The 20046-nt window shown below is 59.9% G+C and carries 7 protein-coding genes and 6 pseudogenes; 2 read left to right on the top strand and 11 right to left on the bottom strand.

Features of this window, described 5'->3' with window-relative positions; translation table 11 throughout:
* The 3 genes and pseudogenes from EOD15_RS36240 to EOD15_RS36650 form a co-directional block, all read right to left on the bottom strand.
* A pseudogene (locus EOD15_RS36240) lies at positions 1-247 on the bottom strand (IS5/IS1182 family transposase); the annotation flags it as partial.
* Positions 248-631: 384 nt separating this feature from the next.
* Positions 632-1915, bottom strand: coding sequence for an acetyl-CoA carboxylase biotin carboxylase subunit family protein (locus EOD15_RS08775; protein ID WP_127408422.1), 1284 nt, complete (start codon positions 1913-1915; stop codon positions 632-634).
* Between the two features lie 3163 nt (positions 1916-5078).
* A pseudogene (locus EOD15_RS36650) lies at positions 5079-5232 on the bottom strand (IS110 family transposase); the annotation flags it as partial.
* Between the two features lie 672 nt (positions 5233-5904).
* Between EOD15_RS36650 and EOD15_RS08765 the strand changes: the two are divergent.
* The gene (locus EOD15_RS08765; protein WP_164893205.1) at positions 5905-7494 is read left to right on the top strand and encodes a DUF6119 family protein; all 1590 of its coding nucleotides are present in this window, start codon (positions 5905-5907) and stop codon (positions 7492-7494) included.
* A gap of 222 nt (positions 7495-7716) precedes the next feature.
* Here the strand turns inward: EOD15_RS08765 and EOD15_RS08760 are convergent.
* The 6 genes and pseudogenes from EOD15_RS08760 to EOD15_RS08730 form a co-directional block, all read right to left on the bottom strand.
* Positions 7717-9081 (bottom strand): annotated as a pseudogene (locus EOD15_RS08760) (IS5 family transposase).
* A gap of 246 nt (positions 9082-9327) precedes the next feature.
* Positions 9328-9706: pseudogene (locus EOD15_RS36645) on the bottom strand (transposase); the annotation flags it as partial.
* A 256-nt stretch (positions 9707-9962) separates the two neighbouring features.
* Positions 9963-10430, bottom strand: coding sequence for an insulinase family protein (locus EOD15_RS36640; protein ID WP_245463616.1), 468 nt, complete (start codon positions 10428-10430; stop codon positions 9963-9965).
* A gap of 652 nt (positions 10431-11082) precedes the next feature.
* Positions 11083-11316: pseudogene (locus tag EOD15_RS36635) on the bottom strand (insulinase family protein); the annotation flags it as partial.
* A 564-nt stretch (positions 11317-11880) separates the two neighbouring features.
* Positions 11881-12579 (bottom strand): OmpW family protein, encoded by a 699-nt coding sequence (locus EOD15_RS08735; RefSeq protein WP_024505687.1) that lies wholly within the window; start codon positions 12577-12579, stop codon positions 11881-11883.
* 38 nt (positions 12580-12617) lie between these two features.
* Positions 12618-14780: a prolyl oligopeptidase family serine peptidase gene (locus EOD15_RS08730; protein ID WP_127310559.1), complete on the bottom strand. Its 2163-nt coding sequence runs from the start codon at positions 14778-14780 to the stop codon at positions 12618-12620.
* Between the two features lie 706 nt (positions 14781-15486).
* On the opposite strand from EOD15_RS08730, the gene EOD15_RS08725 reads away from it, so the two are divergent.
* Positions 15487-15717, top strand: coding sequence for a hypothetical protein (locus tag EOD15_RS08725; RefSeq protein WP_127295339.1), 231 nt, complete (start codon positions 15487-15489; stop codon positions 15715-15717).
* Positions 15718-16942: 1225 nt separating this feature from the next.
* Here the strand turns inward: EOD15_RS08725 and EOD15_RS08715 are convergent.
* Both EOD15_RS08715 and EOD15_RS08705 read right to left on the bottom strand, forming a co-directional pair.
* Positions 16943-17928, bottom strand: a pseudogene (locus EOD15_RS08715) (tyrosine-type recombinase/integrase); the annotation flags it as partial.
* Between the two features lie 320 nt (positions 17929-18248).
* Positions 18249-20046 (bottom strand): autotransporter domain-containing protein (locus tag EOD15_RS08705; RefSeq protein ID WP_127408421.1); only part of this gene is annotated, 1798 nt, incomplete at its 5' end.

Below are 20046 nucleotides of genomic sequence, written 5' to 3'. Positions count from 1 at the left end.
TGCTTCTCCATGGAGATCTCGTTGGCCGCCGATCTGTAGGCGGTGTCGGCCCATACGCTCTTCGAGGTGTTGGTCTTGTCAGCAGGCCTTCGCGCAGCCTGGCTCCTTCATAGGCGGCCGCATCCGTTGCCCGCCATTTGCGGATCAACCCATGCTCGCGGTCGATGGAGATATGGTTCTGGTAGCCGAAAGCGGGAATGGCGATGTCGACTGGCGGCATCGTACCGTTCGCCTGTGGCTTGGCCTTGTAAGCGCTGCCGTCGCGTCGTCGTTCAGATGACCGGTTTCTTTGGCCAGCCAGCCCTCGCGGCAGACGACGCGGGCCAACCAAGAGCCGATCGGGCCGATGCCGACCACAAGGCGATCTTTCAAACAGGGGTTTAGACATAGCACATAGCTATCTTTTCAGGAACTCGATGACTGCGACGACTACCCCGCGATTTGGCTTCTTCAGTCCGACCGTCATCCGCAGCGCATTGGGAAACCCTTGCCTGCAACGCCTCGCAGATAGTCGCGCGCCATGAGATCGTCGGGCAAATGCGGACATGCGGCTTGATCTCGTCCTGGCTAATGGTCTCGTCAAAAAACCCCTCTCTCTCGTGCTCTCAATTTACCAATCTTCGGCGACGAATCACTCTTCACCTGAGGGCGCCTGCGCAGGTGCGAAGACGTGAGAGGTCGCTAATTGTTCCTGTTCCGTTGGAAATGGTGTGATCGACCAATGAATTGAGTCAACGGCACGCTGAACTATTGCGTTTGTCCGAGCGCGGCTGGGTGATGCGGCGAGGACATATCCGATGAAGTCTCGGTAATCGCCTTTCCTGACGATCGGCGTCTTGGGTTTGATATACAATTTGGCCTCGACGACGCCTGGTATGGCAGCCGCTCGACTTTCGCCATCGATCCAATCCAGGATACCATCGCGATCAGGAATCAGAAGCCGCTCGGTCGCAACATGCGAATGCCTCCTGTGCAAATTCCATTCCTCGCCGATCACGAGCTTGATGTGTTCGGTGACAAGATCGATACCGTGAGCCGCCTGAACCGTTTGAGCACCGCCACCAAGACGCGGATTGACCTCAATCACGACTGGCCCACGCTTGGTCCACCGCAGTTCTACGTTCGTTGGCCCCCAGTCAAGGCCGAGAGCTCGCAAACAGCTCAGCGAAGCATCGGCAATACGCCTATGCTCGTGTTCAGTCAGCGGGGCTGGGTCGGTCCCCCCAAGATAGACAAAATACGGTGGGGGAGCGAAATCGCAGGTAGAGATACAAATGACCTCATTTCCCATTATTGTAGCGCTATACTGTGGACCTTGTGCGAATTCCTCGACCAGTATTCTCGGCGAGGAACGCCATATGTGCTTCCCGCCCAACAAATAGCTCGTATGTTCGGCTAACTCATCGACGTTGCGGCACAGTCGGACACCGATGCTGCCGCTGCCCACTGCTGGCTTAACAACCACCGGCAGGCCGATCTCAGCGGCAAAGCTTTCTACCTCCGTCGCATTCACTGCAACGCGATAAGCAGGTATTGGAACGCCAGCCTCCGCGAGAAGCTGACGTTGAGTGAATTTATCGCAGCATCCTTCAATCGATGCGGGGTCCGGTCCCGGTAGATCGAAGTGCCGGCAGAGCTTGCCAACCGTCGTAGAGACCGACTCGTCGTCGCCCGCGAGGCCAGTAATGCCAGCAATGTCATTGGTAGCACGCAGCCGAGAACATTCGCCGATCAGCGCATCGAGATTGCCTGTATCGACACGAATTGCCTCGCTTCCTTCCGCCGCAAGATAGTCGTACTGAGCCGGATCAACCGACAGGGTAATTGGATGAAGACCAAGACGCTGGGCCGCTTGCACATATAGAAGACCATTACTCCTTGTGCCTTCAACCAGGATGAGCACTCTTCTTGCCATTGGCGATGATCTCCGTTGCGTGCTGTGCGGCGGTCCGAACGCAAAATCGGCGTGGCTCATATTCACGCGTGCCTTCAGACCTTGCGGATGAACCTAGCATCGTCAGCGGTCCGCGGTTGCAAAAGATTCTGTAAAGTTATTTGAACGATCTGTTGCAATGTTTCCATGCCAGCGGTGGGCATGGAACGTCCCAACAAATTTCCATGTGTGCGATTGTTCTAGGACGCTAGTGGATCAATCGGATCAAAAGAGCCCGGTTCTGGGGTTCCGTTTTGCGGTGTGGTGTGCGGTCTAATGCACGTGCAATGGCATCTCTTCACCGTTTCGGCCAGCGATCGTCAGCGCTTGATCGTCGCGGCCACTGGACGCCCGCAGAAGCATGTCTGGCGGAGAAGCGGCCGGGCCGATTATCGTGGAGGAATTGGAGGAACGGCGGTTGTGCCGCCAGACGCTTCCATCCTCCGGGACGAATTCGACAATCTGTTCGTTGATCTGCAGCGAGGGATCGCGTGATGCAATCCCGCAAGACAGATCCGTTTCTGCTCGAGACTTTCAAGAAGAACGCGTTCGATACCATCGCCGAGGTGATGACGCTTACGAGCATCCGTACCGTGCTTTAGATCGTTCGCGCCTCACTGGATCTCTCGACCTGGGGCCAGCCTGGCGAATAACAAGCTGGATGGTGGCCAAATATCGGCGCCAACCAGTCGAACGTGCCGATCAAGATGATCGAGCAGGCCTATCCCCCGCATCGAACACCAGGCTTCGTCCCCGACACGGGTCCCGCAGGGGCAGACTCGCCATCCGGCGAGATTATCGGCTCCTTGCGAATTCAGCCACCTTGAATGTCGTTCCGACAAGCGTGCCTATCCGCCGCATGGCCTCTTTGGAGGCCTGTCAAGGACAAACCGTCGATGACCGTCTGACCTCGGGCGACGATGTCGTCGTGCTGCCGGTACTCCTCAATGAACTGGTACTGATGAATAAAAGCGACCTGTTCTGCAGCTAATGCCGGGGTGACCAGCTCTTCGCCGAGAAGGTGAAAGAGCTTTCAAATGGGATCGGTAAAAGTCGTCTTACAGGAGCTGGTGGACGCCTTGGCAAACCTCTGTTGAAAGCGCTGGCGCTGAAACAAAAACCACGGAGGGAGGATCAGCGCGAAAATTACGCGTGTATCTTGCCCACCTTGGTCAGTGACCGCGTCGCAAGCGATAGGCAATTTGGAAGGCCAGCGCCGTACCGCGGCGAAAACGCAGTCGGCGCTGGACTGTGCATCGGCATTCGCGGTGTGCGGATTGCGCGATCGCTCTGCAGATCCTGGAGGCGTCTCGGACCGCGCCTTGAAGGCCAGGATCTCTGCCGCATTAGTGGACCGAGCGGGCGGCCAACGCTACCGGCATGCGGACAGCGCATGCTGATCCTCGTTGCCGCCGCCCGATTGCGGAAGAAGCCGGCGGCGTTGGCGCCGACCCGGCGTCCTTCGGCGTAACCATGTTGACGAGGCGCGGGGTCTCCTCCACGAGAGCGTGCGCAGGTTCATCATAGGGAATCATCGAGTTTGCGCTGAACGCAGCACCAGGTGCTGTGGTCCCCTCACCCGCCATTTGTCGCGAAACGGCCCAGTTTGCGCCGTAGCCGGTGTTCCGGGGAGCGCATAGGCAACCGCCTTGACCATAGATAAGGCGTGCCTCTGCTTCATCAGACGCATGACTGCCGGGACTAACTGCGGCGCGATAGGTTCAAGAGAACTCTCGATCATACGGCAAACAGAATGCCTTGTTGCAAGGAGCTGACTTGGGAAGCACCGGTTCTCCATGCGCCCCAAGTCAGCTCCTTGCAACTCACCAAACGCACCAAGAGCAAGCCAGCCGTCTACCACGGCGGCACATTCAGCGCTAACCCGCTCAGTATAACAGCTGGGCTGGCGGCGCTGCAATCAAACACAAAGGATGCCGTGGCCCAGATGGGCGATACGATTCGCAGCGAAATCATGTAGCAACTGAGAAGGTGCGAACTACCCACGCAGTTACCGGCACGAGCTCCTCTTGCGGCTCCACCTGAGGAACCGGAGTTATCCGAAACTGCCGGACCTCGTTCCCGAGCGCATTGCAGAAGGCTGCGCTGGCAAAGGTGCATCTTGCAATGCTGGAACGGGGGTTTTCTGATGACGACGAATTGCTCTGACGCGCTCTCGACCCCAATGAGCGATACCGATGTCAAAGATTTAGGCGCGGCGCTCGTGGATGCCATTCATGAAGTTTGGAAACAATCTCCGTGAGACTGATCGAACAAACGGTGGAAAACGCAGTCGCGGCAGCGCTCGCTCGGCGGCCTCGCCGATATGGGTCGCGGTCCGAAGGGCATATGAATGACCACGCGACTAATGCAGAAGGTTCGGCGCGAACGCCGGCCTTGAGCAGTTGGAGGAAGCGTTCGCACCTGCGTTGTCGATGTTTCGCGACGGTACGAGCAAGTAACAATCGAACGTAATCCAATTCCGAAGTACATGGAGGTTGGGCGAGGGCGCTTACCTCACCAAGTGGACGGGCACCCTTATCTCGATTTGGACGGGAATTTCACGACTCTAATCCATGGACGTCAGAGTTCGCCGTCCAGCACTTAGCTCGATTGGAAGCAGCAAGCGAGGTAGCGTGTCAGCGTGCGGAATGAGGGCTGCCTACTCCGCCGGGACTTTCCCTCTCTTCTTGCCGCCCCGCCTTGCCCGCGGAAGATTCGAGCCCGAGCATGGAGAGCACGATGATGAGGGTTGCCAAGAGGACGAAGGCCGAGGTGGCGATCCGCCCTATGTGGAAGGAGGTTGTAATCTGCACCGCGATAAAAGGCCCGCCAGCGCAAAGAGCTGGCAACCGGCACCATGTTCAAGCGATGCGAATGCCTGACGCAGCGGTCTCCGCGCCATTAGATCGCAGATTTACCCGGCCGAAAAGTTCAATTCGATGCTGAGCACTTCAAAGATCTGCGCCCATTGACGCCTTCATTTCAACCCGCCGTTTCAGCCCGGTTTTCAGCGCCACGACCGGACAGATGGCATACCTCGCGCCAGCCTAAAGACGGGCACGTCACCCGTATGGGACGCAACGACCCATGTTCGGCCAGTCGGGTCCGGAGAGCATTAATGAGCGGACGGCACAATCTGCGCAGTCGCTTCGGCCTCTGCCGCGTCATTCTTCTGTCGTTTTGACGAACGGCTTCACGTGAACACGTGGCAGCAGGCGAAGTTCATGGCCGAGCTTCGCGATCTGATGTCCCTAACAATGCGCCGTCTCGCACGCCTCCATCGCAACGATGCACCTCGGCGGCCCCGTAAAGAAGACCGGGACCTGCCCGCGTGACGTAGAGCGGGAATTCTCGCACTTCTCATCAGCAAATTGTGGGAAATGTTTGCAAGCGGCGCGAAAACGCCGAGTCCCTGCCCTGATAGGCCAATTATTTGCGCAAAGTGATCCATTCGCGCTGCTATATTCATGAAGCGGACATTGAGCCGTCTCTTATCGAGGATTGGCCTAGAAGGACGGAGACTGGGAATAGAAATTACTGACAGCAGCCTGATTACTGAAGGTCGAATGTTCCGGAAAACTACTGGTGATTGACTGAAGTGTTTGCCAGGGAGCTTTGGCATTGGCCCGTGCGAGATTGTGCCGCGACGGCCCAGCTTCATTCATGTTCCGGCTGCCCGTCGGCTGCCCGGGGGAAACGACCGAGCACTCCGAGAACATTCACGGGTTTGCTGTGCGGCCGCGCCGCTATCCGATGAACTTCTTAATTCACTGCGCCGTGATTGGTTGCAATGCCCCTCCGATCGGCCGTTACGGTCAGATCGCGCGCTTCCGCGAAGCAGTCGCACATGCGACGCGTCCATAAGCGTGGGCCTTCCGGTGCGCTCCCGAATGTCTCCTGTCCCACATTTTGGGGTGAGGCGGTCGGCGATAACATCTATCATCTTCGTCGTTGCTTGAGGGGAGTAAATTGTGGCAAAAAGATCATATACATTCCGGCTGCTGAAAGCGCATATCGCCGATCCAGCGGATTCGCTCAAAGACCAAAATCGGCTAGAGGAAAAGCCCCTTACGGGGAATCCCGATAACAAGCGTCTGTTTGCAGGCCAAGCATACAATTGTCCGCCGGGCTGGATATCCTTTTTCAATGCTGCCGACCAATTACAGTTCAACGGGCTGTACGGCGGGCAAGCGGCTGCGATTCTATTTGTCGGCGTCGAGCTTGCTGTTGAGGACGCCGACCCGCAGCGCAGATGGCTTGCTGTATGTTTCGGGATGGGGTTTCAGGAATTTCGCCCGGAAGCCCTGGAGAGCCAGTTCGGATTGAAGGTGGCGCTGAACCGGCTTGGCCGCGAGCGGATCAAGAGTATCGACACACGCAGGCCCGAAGACTCGACCATCCAGACCCGCTCGCAAAACAGCCGCATCGGCGAAATCTTCGATTTCGGCGTCGACACATCGAGTATCATCCTTCAGGCAATTACCGGCAAATCAGGGGATGAAGCGTTCGGTGGTACGCTCACGGGTAGCGACGGACTCAAGTTGAGCTGTGAACTCGATTATAATGGAATCGATGACAAGGGCCTGACGATCATCAACTCATTCAACGATACGGCATACCAGGAACTATTTCCCTGGTACGGCAAGATCACGCCCATCCGGGATCGTTCGCGCCTGGACGAACTCAATGAGAACCTTGTCACCCGGTTGCAGAATGGGCACCTCAACGGCATACATCTCGCACCGCCGGAAATCATCGACTATCACAATGTCGATCGGTTCAAGTTCTCCGGCAGCTCACGGGCGGATGCGTTCGACGATCTTCGTCTTTCCGATTATCTGGCCCTCTTCGATGACGAGCTTGAGGTTACGCTTGCCGATCTGAAATCGGATAAGGTGCGTATCGCGAGCGACGACGGACCCTTCCATGACCGTTGGTCCGTGTTCAAATGTCTATGCGCCGAGGTCCAGTTCAACGACCAGCTCCATATCCTCGCGTCGGACGAATGGTATGTGGTAAAGGACAATTTTGTCGTCACCGTCAACGCAGCTATGGCGGAAATTCCGCTGGCAGCCCTCCAGCTCCCCTTCTACACGGCCGGCGAGAAGGAGGGCGATTACAATGCCCGCGCGGTCGATACCCAGGCCGGCATGTACCTCTACGACAAGAACCTTGTGAATTTCGAAGGAGAGCGTGGTCGGGTCGAATTTTGTGACATTCTGACCAGTGGCGGGCAGATCGTGCACGTGAAGCGCCGTAGCAAGTCACAAACGCTAAGTCATTTGTTCCTGCAAGGACAAGTATCCGCCGAAGCATTCCTCGACCATCCACCGCTTAGGGAACAAATTCGGGAGGCAATGCCAGCTATCGTCGGCATAATTCCGACGGAGAGGCCCAATCCGGCCGACTATGAAATCGTCTACGCCCTTTTGCATGAGGGAAGTCCGACGCTCCCCTTCTTCAGCAAGGTGGCTCTGATGAGCATCTCGAAACAGCTTCGGCGAATAAACTATCGCGTAGGCCTTCTGTGGGTTGGCCTCGCTCCGGCCAATCCGGTTTGAACCCTAGTAGTGAACCGCCTGAGTCTCTTCGGGACCAATACAAGTCATCGCGCTGTTCTAGGCTGTAATGCACCGGCTGACGCCGGCCGGTGGCTCGCTACCGAGATCGATGTGGGAATGGCAGCTTCTTGGCTTGCCCTACCAATACGGGACAGTTAGCTGGACGCTTCGATCAAGGTCCTGCTGGAAGCGGTATTCGTCGGCCGTGAACAATGAGAGGGATCAGGCTTCGAGCTCTTTCGGCTGACTTTGTAAGGCTGCGATGAGAAGCCACAAAAATCCCTTCAGCCACCTGAGCAGGAGAGAGAAGTTATATCCGGCGGCGGCCAGGATGGCGTTGAGAGCGTCGCCCTGCTGGCCGGCGAGGTAGTTGCGGCCCATGCGGTGTTCGTTCTTGATGTGGCCGATGACGGGCTAGACCGCCGACCGCCGTCGCATCTGGCGCTTGATGGCTGGGGTGACGCGGCGTTTCTGGCCCGCGGTGAAGACCCTGAGCTTGTGGCTCTGGGGTGCGTTGTGGCCGCGATAGCCGGCGTCGGCGAGGATGCGGCCGATCTCGTTGCCGATGGTCTTTTCCATGTCGGGGATGACGCTTGCCAGCGTGTGGCCGTCATAGGGATTGCCGGGCAGTGCTTTTGCATGCAAGGCGAACTGGCCACCCTTGGAGCGCTTCAGCGTGGTGGCCACCGACACCTTCACCCCGAACTCGTAGGGCGCATGCGCCTTGCCCTTGCCGATGCATTCCACCTCGTGCGCGTGCAGGCTGTAGATCTTGCGGCCGCGCTGGCGCTGGCGTTGCTCGAGAACGGTGGCGGCCTGGTAGAGCGGCCATTTGAACAGCGCGTCCAGCCCCGCGTCGCCGGCGATCTGGCGACCAATGTCGCGAATGGTCCGGCCGAGATAGGTCTTGAGCTTGCGCAGCGCCTTGTTGGCCCGCTTGAACTGCTTGGCGTGGGCATAGCGCTGGTGGCTGATCAGCGCCAGCTTGCCGACCCGCACATAGCTCTGGCGCAAATGGAGACCCGTCCTCTTGGCCAGCCGCACCAGCCGCTCGCGCGCCCGGTGGATGAGCTTGGCGTCGGTCGGGAACATGACGTTCTTCGGCTGCACGGTGGTGTCGGTCCTCGGACTTGATCCGGGGATCACCTGGCGCGTGTCGGCCGGTTTCATCGCCCCGGTCTTGACCGCGAGGCTGAGGCTCTCCTGCAACAGCACCATGATCCGCTCCTCGCCCATACGGCTGCGCCAACGCGTCATCGAGGAGCGGTCGAACGGCAGCGTATGGCAAAAGAACGTCTCGCCGGTAAGATACTGGAAGTAAGGGTTCTCCATCCAGCGCTCGCACAGCACCTCATCCGACAGGTTGAAGGTGTGCTTGAGGATCGCCAGCCCCGCCATCAGCCGGGTCGGCAGCGGCGGCATGCCGGGGCCGTCCGAATAGACGGCGCCGAAACGCTCCTCCAGCACCGGCCAGTCGATCGCCTGCGCCAGCCGCACCAGCTCGTGCTTCATGTTGATGATCTGATCGAGCCTGGAGCGGAACAGGTCCTGCTCTCCCGTCTCGCGCTTCTCGCGTGGCCTGGACATTCGCCGTCCCCTCGATTCGCCGCCGCCGAACCGAGTGAATCACGCTCCGCAGCACAAGGGAATCGCAAAACCGAATTGCAGGAAAACAGCGTCCAAATACCGCTAATCCTGCAATTCAAAAGACGCTATCCGCCTCAATCAACAGGCCAGATCAATGGCTTGCGGATAGTTCACGGCCGACGGTATTCAAGCGGCGGCAATTTCTCGGCTTTCGCCGAGGCCTTTGGCTCTTTCGGGGGGTAGTGTTCATGCGGCAGCTATGCGCTCCAGGTAGTTCAGGCGCTTTATGTTGTATGCGAGATTGGCCATGCCGATCTTCGTCGTGGCCCGCGCGATGCCGATGGTTCGGATGAACAGCCCCATACGGCTCTTCTGCCGGAGAAGACATGCTCGACGCGCGAACGGACCTTCGACTTGATGTTGTTGGCGCGCCGGGTGGTTTCGGGCATCAGCCTGCTCTTGGGCTTCTTGCGGTGGACCCGGCTAACGAAGCCTTGCTTCTCCATGGAGATCTCGTTGGCCGCCGATCTGTAGGCGGTGTCGGCCCATACGCTCTTCGAGGTGTTGGTCTTGTCAGCAGGCCTTCGCGCAGCCTGGCTCCTTCATAGGCGGCCGCATCCGTAGCGCGATGGTCGGATGCGGCATGCGCCAGACTCGCATGCGCACTCGCAAAAGGGGAATCCCCAGCCGGACTCTTATGACAGGCGTAAACCACTAGGCTCTTACCTGCTGGCAAGCGGCCCGGCCGCGCATCGGCCGATGGACGAGGAACTGAATAAACTGAGCGCTGCCGGGGATGAAAAGGCGATCCTTGCGCTGGTGCAGGCGGTTCGAAATGCCGCCTTGCACTACAGAGAAGACGGCGTCGCGGCTGAAGACCCTCATTCGTCAGAGCAAACGGCTCGTTCTGCTGGCGAGCAAGAACAGAAAAGAGTCGGTGGGTGCCCTGGGAACTCGGCGTCGGATGGGAGGGTATCCCGAAAATCGCCCTTTTCCCGTCCGCCGGACGACCCAACCGACATGACATGGCCTCCCGGGAATATCTCGGCCGGTAGGCGCCCGTCAGATATTTCTTGCTCGCCTCGAGGTCGGCCTCGGTCAGCCCCTCGTCCGCCATCTGCTTCACCACCTTGTGCACAGGCCAGCGTCCCGGCCGCCCTGTCCGAACGTGTTGCCGTCCTAGCCTGCAGCGCGTTGGAATGCTGGTGGTCGACCAAGCTGGAAGAGGCGCCATAGGTCAAGCCGCGCTGTTCGCGCACATCCTCCCACAGGCGCAATGTGACGGGCGAGCCGCCGAGGATTTCGTTCAGCAGCTCTGCGGCGTAGAAATCTGGCGCGCTACGCTTCACGCCGGGATAAGCCAACTGCAGCAACGTCTGCGGCAGGTCGTAGCGACCGTCACCTGCTCGCCGAGCTTGGGATCGACATCGGCGACGGAGGCGAGCGTCTGCCTCTCAAGCAAATCGCCGAACAGCTGGTGAGTTTTATACGCAGCGTTTTCGCATCAATGTCGCCAACCACCGCCACATGCAGGCCCTCACTAGGCCGTCACGGGCAAAAGTGGCCTTGTGGCAGGAGTTGAGATCGGCCGGTGTCATGCCCAGCGAAGCCCTCTTTGGTGCCTTCGTGCGACCTGGAATAGGGATGTGTGCCGTAGATCGCGGGCAGCATTTGTGCTCGGCGATCGCCTCGGGGTGGCGCTTATTGGGATGATGGCGGAGAGGGCCTGGGCGCCGGGTGCGGTCGATCGGCTCCTGGTCGAAGCGCCGAAGTGAATGGCAGTGATCGGCGTCGTGCGGTCCTTCACCAGCCAAGCGTCGAAGCCTTTTTCAGATTTCACCTCTTCGATGTTCAGGCGTTGAGCGCCGGCAGGATGAGGAACGAAATCGCGAGGAGAAGGGTGTCGCCAGCGGCATGGCGAGGCGCGCTGCCCTCCCGTCTCCGAGGGGAGCGCGCCTGTGCGACGACGCCACAGCATTGGTTTTCAACAATCAATTCTCCCTCGGGCAAGAGATAGCCGGTGCTCGAATGGTCGAGCGCGTGAAAGCGGGCGGCGACCGCCGTCACCTGATCGGCGGTGACCTTGCGGATGCGGTCCGGCCATTCCTCGACGTCCTGCACGGTGCCGCCGGTGGCAAGCCATACACCTCGGCCACATGGTACTGCTTGTCGCCGCCGAAGATCAGCGAGCGGACACAGCGGCTCTTGGCCTTCCAGCTCGTCACCTGTCACACCGTATTTGACGATGCGGGGGGGGCCAGTTTCTCAATTCGCCCGACAGTCTCGCTTCAGGTCCTTCCCTTCGCTACAGCCCTTCGGATGCGGTCCGCCGCTTTCAGCGGGCCTAATCGCTTTCTGGCGCGCACCCCACGGGGACAGGCACGCGAGACTAGTATGGAGCGTTGCGGTTAGCGCACGAACAGCAAAGAACCGAAAAAACAGGCAACTGTCGCAGTATGGCTGAACCAGCCATCGTGTCGGCATCTAGGAGCCGCGTGTTCGCCTTGCGCTGACACGAAGCTCAGACATGACGTCCGGGAGACGATGCTGGCAAATAGTCTGGCTGAAGCATTCCACCCACAATACCAAAGCCCGTCCCGATTCAAAGCGCTTCTGAGCACTCCATCTCAGGCGCGGGGCCAGCTGGCCAGTTCACCTTCTTGGTCCGCCGGAAGAGAGCCCCGCCCTCTCGACAATCGGCTTCATGAGGTCTCGCCCTGCAGTGTCGACCGTAAAAAAGGGCGCGCGAGGCGCCCTTCATTTAAACCGGCAGTCGGGAAGCAGACTTCACTCTGATATTCAAAAGCGGTAGGTGACACCTGCGCCTATCAGCCAGGGATCGAGCTCCGCCTTCCCCGTCAGCTTCGCGCCGGCCACCGTGACGTCGAAGTCCGGCTTCAGGAAAAGCTTCTTCACGTCGAAGTTGAGGCCCCAGTGCTGGTCCACCATGTAGTCGAATCCGACCTGCAGCGCCGTGCCGAACGTGTTCTTCACCTTGAGAGCATCAGCGCTGCCAGTGTCCTGGTTGTAGAAGATCGTGTAGTTCACGCCGGCGCCGACATAAGGCTTGAACGCGCCGAGATCGGTAAAATGGTACTGCAACGTGAGCGTCGGCGGCAGCAGCCAAACTTTGCCGATGTTGCCCAACCCTCCGATCGTCCCTTGGCCCGCGATGTTGGCATAAGTGGTACCGAGTATGAGTTCGGCGGCGATGTTGTCGGTGAAGAAATACGAGATATCGAGTTCCGGCGTCACCGTGTCCGAATACGAAAGACCGGAGCCGGGAAGCGTATCAACGTAGCCCAGATCTTTCGTAACGACGCCCAACGCCCGCAGGCGGACCTGCCAAGGGATTGGCGCTTCGGTGACCGAGGCTCCCGTCTCCGCCAGGACGGTCTCTGCTTGCGCAGGCTCCGCGGCGACGGCCTGCTGTCCCACCATGATCAGGGCCACCGCCGCTGCTGTTGCCCGCGCTACGCCCATTCGCGTTCTCGCCATGAGATTCACTCCTTGATGTTCAGAAAGGATGCACTGCACTATTTCGTCTCCTGCTCGAATGAATTGTTGATGGACCTCAAATGCCCCTCTTGCGTTGCAACGCGTTCCGCCGTCTCCGGAAGGTGATCGTTGAAGCCGATTGCGCTGCGGAGAAAATTGGTGCCTAGACTGATGAATGCGGCTTGCTCCCGATTGTCCTCGCCGCAGCCGTGCCCGCCTGCGCTGGCCTCGTAGAAGTAAGCGGGATAGCCAAGAGCCTGCAGTTTTGCGGCCATCTTGCGCGCATGGCCCGGATGGACGCGGTCGTCGCGTTTCGTGGTGGCGATCAGGATAGGCGGATAGGGCTGTCCCGGCGCTGCGGCGTGATAGGCGGAGATTTCCTTCAGGAAAGCCCAATCGTGAACCTTGTCCGGATCGCCATATTCGTCGATCCAGCTCGCGCCCGCCAAGAGCTTGGTGTAGCGACGCATGTCGATAAGCGGTGCTGTGCAGAACAGAGCCCCGAAATGCTCAGGATAGCGGGTCAGCATGTTTGCGATCAGCAGGCCGCCATTTGAGCCACCCTCGGCGGCAATCCGCCTCGGCAGGGTGATGCCCCTTCGCACGAGGTCGGCGGCAACGGCGGCGAAATCGTCATGGGCGAGACGCTTGCCCTCCCTGCGCCCGGCTTCGTGCCAGCGGGTGCCGAACTCGCCGCCGCCGCGGATGTTCGCCTCGACACACGTGCCGCCGCGCTCGAGCCACAGCTTGCCCAGCGGGGAGTTGTAGTAGGGCAGGAGTGATACGCCGAACCCGCCATAAGCGGAAAGGTGAATCGGAGCATCTCCGTTCCCGTTCGCCGGACCAACCTGCGTATAGGGGATCAGCTCATGATCGATAGAGACTGCCTCGTGGCGCGTGACCACCAGTCCGGATGCATCGAAATTCTCCGGGCTGCGCTTCAGGATTGCTGAAGCGCTGAGAGACGGCGCGGCATTCAGATCGAACAGCAAGAGCTGCGGCGGCGTGATCGGATCCTGAGCACAGATCAGGACCTCTCCATTGGTCTCGTGAACTGCCGCATCGAATGACCAGACGTCGACAGTACCTTCGGCGGGCAGGGTGTTCAGGACTCGGCGCGTCCATTCCTGGTGGCCGGGAGTGAACATCTCGAAACGCGGTGCGAGATTGACGAGGTAAGAGATAATGAGCTTCCCGTCATTCCAGAAGAATGACTGCATGGAGCGCCTTTCCCCTGGTTGAAACAGGGTCTCAAAACGGCGTCCGCCAGCGAGGAAAGAGGAAAGCGAGATGACGATCAGCGCGTCGGCGGGATGGGTGGTGCCTCCCACCGTCCAGGGCTTGCGCGGCCTTACCGCCAGCCAGTCGCCGAAGACCCGCCACGACGCGTCGCGAGGAAGATCGATCTGCCTCCTCGGCCCGCTCCTATCGCCGATCCAGCTGATCTTCTCGAAGAAGGCCGGCTGCTCGATGAACCAAAGGCGCTCGCTGCGGCCGGTGCGGTCCGAATGACCAGAGACTTGGAAGCTTTCGAACCCGGCCTCGAAGATTGCCGGCGTGGTGAGGGGATCCGCGTCACGCTTCCACAGTCGAACGGTGCGCGCATAGCCGGAGCGGGTGGCCATGCCATTACCAAGCGCACTGGAAAGCAGAAGCGTGTCAGGGTCCAGCCAATTAACGTAGCCTTTGGCCTCGGGGAGGTTGAAGCCGTCGGCGACAAAGCTCAGAGAGATCAGGTCGAATTCGCGATGCACGACCGCGTCGCTGCCGCCGCGCGACAGGCGCAGAACGGCTCTTTCCCGTCTCTCCGGCTCGATGGACGCGCCGTCCCAGATCCAGTCCTCTCCGTCGCTAGCCGCGAGAGCATCCAGATCGAGCAGTAGCTCCCATTGGGGATCCGCCTTCATGTAGGCGGCAAGGGTGGTCCGGCGCCACAGTCCGCGTGGATTACCGTCATCTCGCCAGTAATTGTAGAGGTACTGACTACGGCGCGCGATCAGGGGAAGATTGTCGCGATTGTCGAAAATGGCTGTCAGAGCCGCGCGGTCGCGCTCGAACTGCGTTCCACCGAAGTGCTTGAGAGTCCTTGCCGATTGGCCGGCGGCCCAGGCAAGTGCCCGCTCGCCCTCTACATCTTCAAGCCAGACATAGGGATCGTCGTCGGGAGCATCCAGCGTTGGACGGACATCAAATGCGTTCATGTCCGGACAGCCTTCAGAAAGAAGGGATAGAGGCTTCCGTCGGCTCGGGAACGCTCAGTGCTGGTAGCGGCGCCCACATGTTCGAAAAGCGTGATCATTGATGAGTTCTTTCAGTCGGTGCGGCATCGCAGTGCTTTTGCGCATAGGACCGCAACCGTCGTGCCAACTGGGAAAATCGTTTCGGAACAATGCGATCGCTCTGGAAGCGTTGTGTCACATGTCCGACATCGTCGAGAATCCGACAACGAGTGCTCCTCCTAATCACCGATCAACCTCCGGCGCCAGGCGGTGACACCGTGCAGAACTCGAGCAGTGAAGCTCATTGGTGAACCTGGTTGACGCCCAACATCTTCGCTCTGGAGCGCTTCACGCACACGGATTCATCGCAGACACCATGATGCGATCGATGCGGTTAGAGACCAAGCTGGCTGCGCCTGTGAGTTTCAGCCGCCAGCTGGAAGCAGCTGAGTTCTGAGGAGAAGGGTGGGGCACCCCTTGGGCGACCTGATGGTTGCCCAAGCCCTGCCGCAATCTTGGCCTGCACCGTCGCCTGGATTGCTGTCGATCAAGCCAGGAAGCTGCATTCGGGCGAACGCATGGGGCTGGTCCCCATGGCAACTTGGGCTGATGTGGGGCCGTCCGATATGCGATACGAGGGTCTAGGATAGGGGAGCTCGGGCTCGGTAGTATCTCAGCGAGACGGCTAATGGTCGACGAAGTCTTCCTGACGCCACGCATTGGTATGCCGCAGCAACAGGGGCAGTGCGGACGCAAGTCTGGTTGTGAAATCGGCTGCTACAGGGGCATGCCGCGCTTCATCTCCATACCGTCAGCGAAGAAAGCGCGGCGCGAGCATCACCAAAGAGAAGCGGCGCGCCTTTCGTTTTGCGGTCCACTGACCAGTCGGCTTCACCTGTACAACTACGGGCTGGCATAGCGTGAAACTTGGCCCCCAATGGCGGAAATTTCCCCCAGGAGACCTAGATGACTAAGCTTATTGCACCCGGGCTACGACAACCTGCCCACCACCAGCGTCGAAGCCACCGCCACGCCACCAAGTCTTCAGGGAACGTCCTGAACGGAACCCAGCCGGGTACTCCTATCAAAGCGACTCCCTTCGCATGCTCAGGCCGCGCTTGCTGTCGCTGCGCGGGACCGACAGCCTGCTTCTGCCCTGCACAGTGCCGACGACACATGCCTCGACGAAATGGCGTCATCGAGGTCGGGTGGCTTCGGCGCCGGTGCTTTGCCAAATTGCATGTTTGGACGTCCGTGGGGGCGGGCAAGGGGGCACAGTCGTGCCTGCAGTTCTCGTGACTGGCCCAGCAAGTCGAGTTCGCAACCGCGCACCACATTCGGTCGACGAGATGAAGGCTTTTGCCGCCAAGTTCTCTGCCTGGTCCGGCGAAAGCTATACGCTCGCCGCGTAATGGCTGGACATGATAGCCGACGCCCGTCCGAATGGCGGCGGCTTTTTCGTATTATATCGACCTGATCGGCCAGCTTCGCGGGAATGCCGGGGCTACGACTTTGAATGGTCATTTGGCGGCGGAACGGCTATGATGATCCAGATCGGCCATCGTGAAAGCCACGACATCGATATTTTCCTCGACGACCCTCAATTGCTCGGTCATCGACCATCCCAAAAGCCACCTGCACTTTGAAACGATGCCGTCCGACTATTTGGGGGACGGGCTTCGGTTCCAGAAATTCGCCTTCGAAGACGTTGGCGAAATCGACTTCATCGTTGCCGGAGCGCTAACAACGAAGCCGTTCTAGACCCGCGTGGTGGAAGGCAGGACCGTGCGGCTCGAGACCATCCCGGAAATCATCGCCAAGAAGGTCTATTACCGGGGATTTCGGAAGCCAACCCGCGCGACATCTTCGACATCGCCGCCGCAGCCCGGTCGCAATTGGACGAGGTCGTCAACGCTCTGCGTGCGCTCCCAGAACAGGTCGCTCGAACCAGACAGCGGATGGAAAAACTCACCAATGAATTCGTCGGCCGCGCCATTGCACAGCTGATGATCATGCCCTGACTACGAAGCGTCGGCCGCCGACAGTCTGGACGCAGCGTTCGCTGTGCTCGACGAGGTGTTGTCATCACTCAAAGAACCTGACCCCCACGACCTAGCGACCAACCGAGGGAGGGGAGGGGTTTCTCAGAGCCCGGACGCCTTGGTGAGGTTGGTCCGGAATCTGCCGCGCCTCCGCTGATATTTGCGGGTCATCTCGGCCGAGGCATGGCCGAGCTGCTTCTGCACGTAACGCTCCTCGACGTCGGCCGACGAGGCAAGTCCGGCGCGCAGCGACTGGCCCGAGAACAGCAGCGCCCGTTACCCTTCCGGGAGATCGGAGGGGAGGCCGGCGGCGATCGTCACCTGCTTGACCAGGCGGGCGACGTGCTTGTCGGAGAGCCGTTCGACGTCGACGGTCTTGTTGTCCTTGAAAATGCGGCGGAACAGGGGTCCACGTGCGATGCGGCCAAAGCGGATCCAGCTCTCGAGCGCGACTACGGGGTAGGTGTGGTCGCTGGAGCCGCGGCCGACCTCGACCTCGCGCCAGCCGGTCTTGCCGCGCAGGGTGACCAGCAGCCCTTGCCGTCAAAAATCTCGATCCAGCCGGCGCCATCGCTGTTGTCGTCGCGCATGACGTCGAGACCGACGATCTCGGAGCGCCGCAGGCCGCCGCCACAGCCCAGGAGCAAAATAGCGCGGTCGCGTAGGCACCTGAGGTCGTGGCCGAGCGTGGCGATCATCGCCAGGACCGCCTCTTTCTGCCGCGGTGGCTTTTGCGTGCTTGCGCGGCGAATGCCGGCAAGAACCGTATAGATATGCCGCTCCGCGTGGTCCAACGGCCGGCCGCGCTGGGTAAAGTTCCAGGCGAGGCCGGAAAGCCGCCGCTCGATGGTCGCAACCGAAAGGGCAGGGGCGCCACGCTTCGGATCGCCGGCGGCGGTGCCCAAGGCACAGGCGCTGATATTGAGCCTGATCACCTTCGAGCCCGGAGGCAGGGGATCGAAGCCAGCGCGCCGGCACCAGGAGGAAAAATGCCGCCAATCCTTGGGGTAGGCGTCGCGCGTGTTCTCCGAGGTGGCGTTGTAGCCCCTCGCGGTCTCGACCAGTTCCTGGACATGCGCCGGGACTCTTTGAGCCGGGTCTCCATCTCCTTGTAGAGCTTGTCAAGCTCGCCATCGACTGGCTTCAGGTCGTCGATTGAACATTGCGTCATCATAGGCTTTGTGCCTTGTTGTAGCAGGCATCGTCCGTTCGCGCGGCGGACACAGACATCACCGTCGCTGAGCCGAGAACGACGGTAAAAGAAAATGCACTCACTGACTTCATAACCAATCTCTTTTGCGGGTGATTTAGAAACGGACGCCGAGCTTGGCGCTGAACCCGTGTGTCTGGGCATCCGAGGCGATCTGTCCCTGATAGGCGATGCCGAACGTCGCGTTCTCGGTGATGTTTACGTCCAGCCCAGCTTCGAGCAGAGCTGCGTTCTTTGCGATCGGCACGCCCTTGATGGCGAAGGAGGAACCGCCAGCAAAGGCAAGAGCGGTATCCGGCCGAGGGTCAGTACCGTCGACGCACGCAGACCTAGCGTGGTAAACGCCGTGTCGCTCGAGCGATCCCCGCTCGACAAGGCGGCTGCGCCGCCCTTCTCGGTGAAGCCATCGGCGTCAAAATTCACATAAGCGAGATTAGCGTAGGGCTCGAAGGAAGCCGAAGCCGTATTGATACGGTAGCCGAGCTCGCCAAAGGCCTGGAACGTGCCGGCGTCGTAATCGGCCGAAAGGCTGTCGGCGAAGCCTGGAAAGACCACGGACCTGCCGGTCTCGATGCTGTGCCAGGTATAGGCAAGGCCGGAACGAAAACCGAGATTGCCGTTTTGCGTGCCGGCAACAAGACCGAGATGGTAATTCTCGCTCGAGCCCGACGACGCGCGATCGTCCGCCTCCAAGGAGGTATGGCTGTAGCCGCTGATGAGGCCGAGCCGCCAGCTTTCGCCGACAGCCGCGTCACCGCCAGCCAGAAAGCCGCCTGTCGAGTGATCGAGACCGGCGGCATTGCCGTCGCTGTCGAGATGACCCCAGGCGCCGAAGCCACGGCCCCATACGGCGAAATTCTCACTCGTTGCCGGGGCCAGTTCCAGACCACCCAGCCCATAAGTCATCACCGGAACGCTGGAGGCACCGACGCCGTCGAACGCCGCACGGATCCGTTCGCTCGCGGCATCGCGTACAGAATGACTGTCCTCGATGAGGCCGCTATGAATGGAAGCATGAACCTCGCCTGATAGCATATCGAAAGCGTTGCGGGCTTCCGGCGCCGTCAGGAACAGGATGTTGTCCTGGATCGGATTACCGCTTCCAAGCGCCTGAGCCGCTGCGGCGACCGAGCGTTGATTGAAGGTGCTGGCTACATCGGCAAATGCCGTCGATGTGCGGCTGATATCGAGATAGACATTGTTGGCATCGTAGACGAGCTGGAAATCGACGAAGGGCGTCGCGTCTGTCGCCAGAGCCCCCGTCAGCCCGCCATAGGTGCCGCTTACGCCGCCTGCTGCGGAGAGCAGAGTATATCGGGCATCGACCGATAGCGTTCCCTGCCGCAGCAGCTCGATCTGCGCGCCGCTGTCGATCGCCGCTGCTCCGCCAACATCGATGAGATCGGACGACCTTGCGAGGTCGACCTGATAGATCGATCCGGACTGCTGCGCGAAATCGCCCGTGACAGTCAGTGTGGTGACGATCCTGCTCGGATCGGTCGCACTGCCAGGAGCGACCGTGCCGCCCTCGGAAATGGTGACCGCACCGTAGGTGCCGCCGCCTGCGACGACACCGCCGCTGTTTGCGATAGCCGTGCCCCCGATCTGCCCGTCATTCCCGAGAAAGCCGGACGTGGTCGCATCATGGGAAAGCACACCTGTATCGGCAAGCAGCAATCCCGCGCCGGAACCGACCGTCGTCATGCCGGAAAAATTGTTCTTTCCGCTCAGCGTTTGCACGCCACCGGCAACGAATAGTTTGCCGCCCATATTATTGTTATCAACGTCGAGGTCGTTGATGCTGCCGGCGAAAGTGTCGTTCGAAGCCGTTAGCACCAGGGTACGCTTGCCCAGTTCGACCGTTCCGCTGCCACTCAGGCTACGAATACGGGCATCGTTGTAGGCGTCGGAGATTCCCCAATAGTCGCTGCCATTTCCATGTTCGGAGATATCGAACGTGCCGTCTGCAACGACTTTCGCTGACCGTTGGATGTTG

It is taken from the genome of Mesorhizobium sp. M7A.T.Ca.US.000.02.2.1 (assembly GCF_003996995.1).
Taxonomy (GTDB): Bacteria; Pseudomonadota; Alphaproteobacteria; order Rhizobiales; family Rhizobiaceae; genus Mesorhizobium.
The sequence above is the reverse complement of the archived record's forward strand: the minus strand, read 5'-3'. Positions and strand labels throughout refer to the sequence as shown.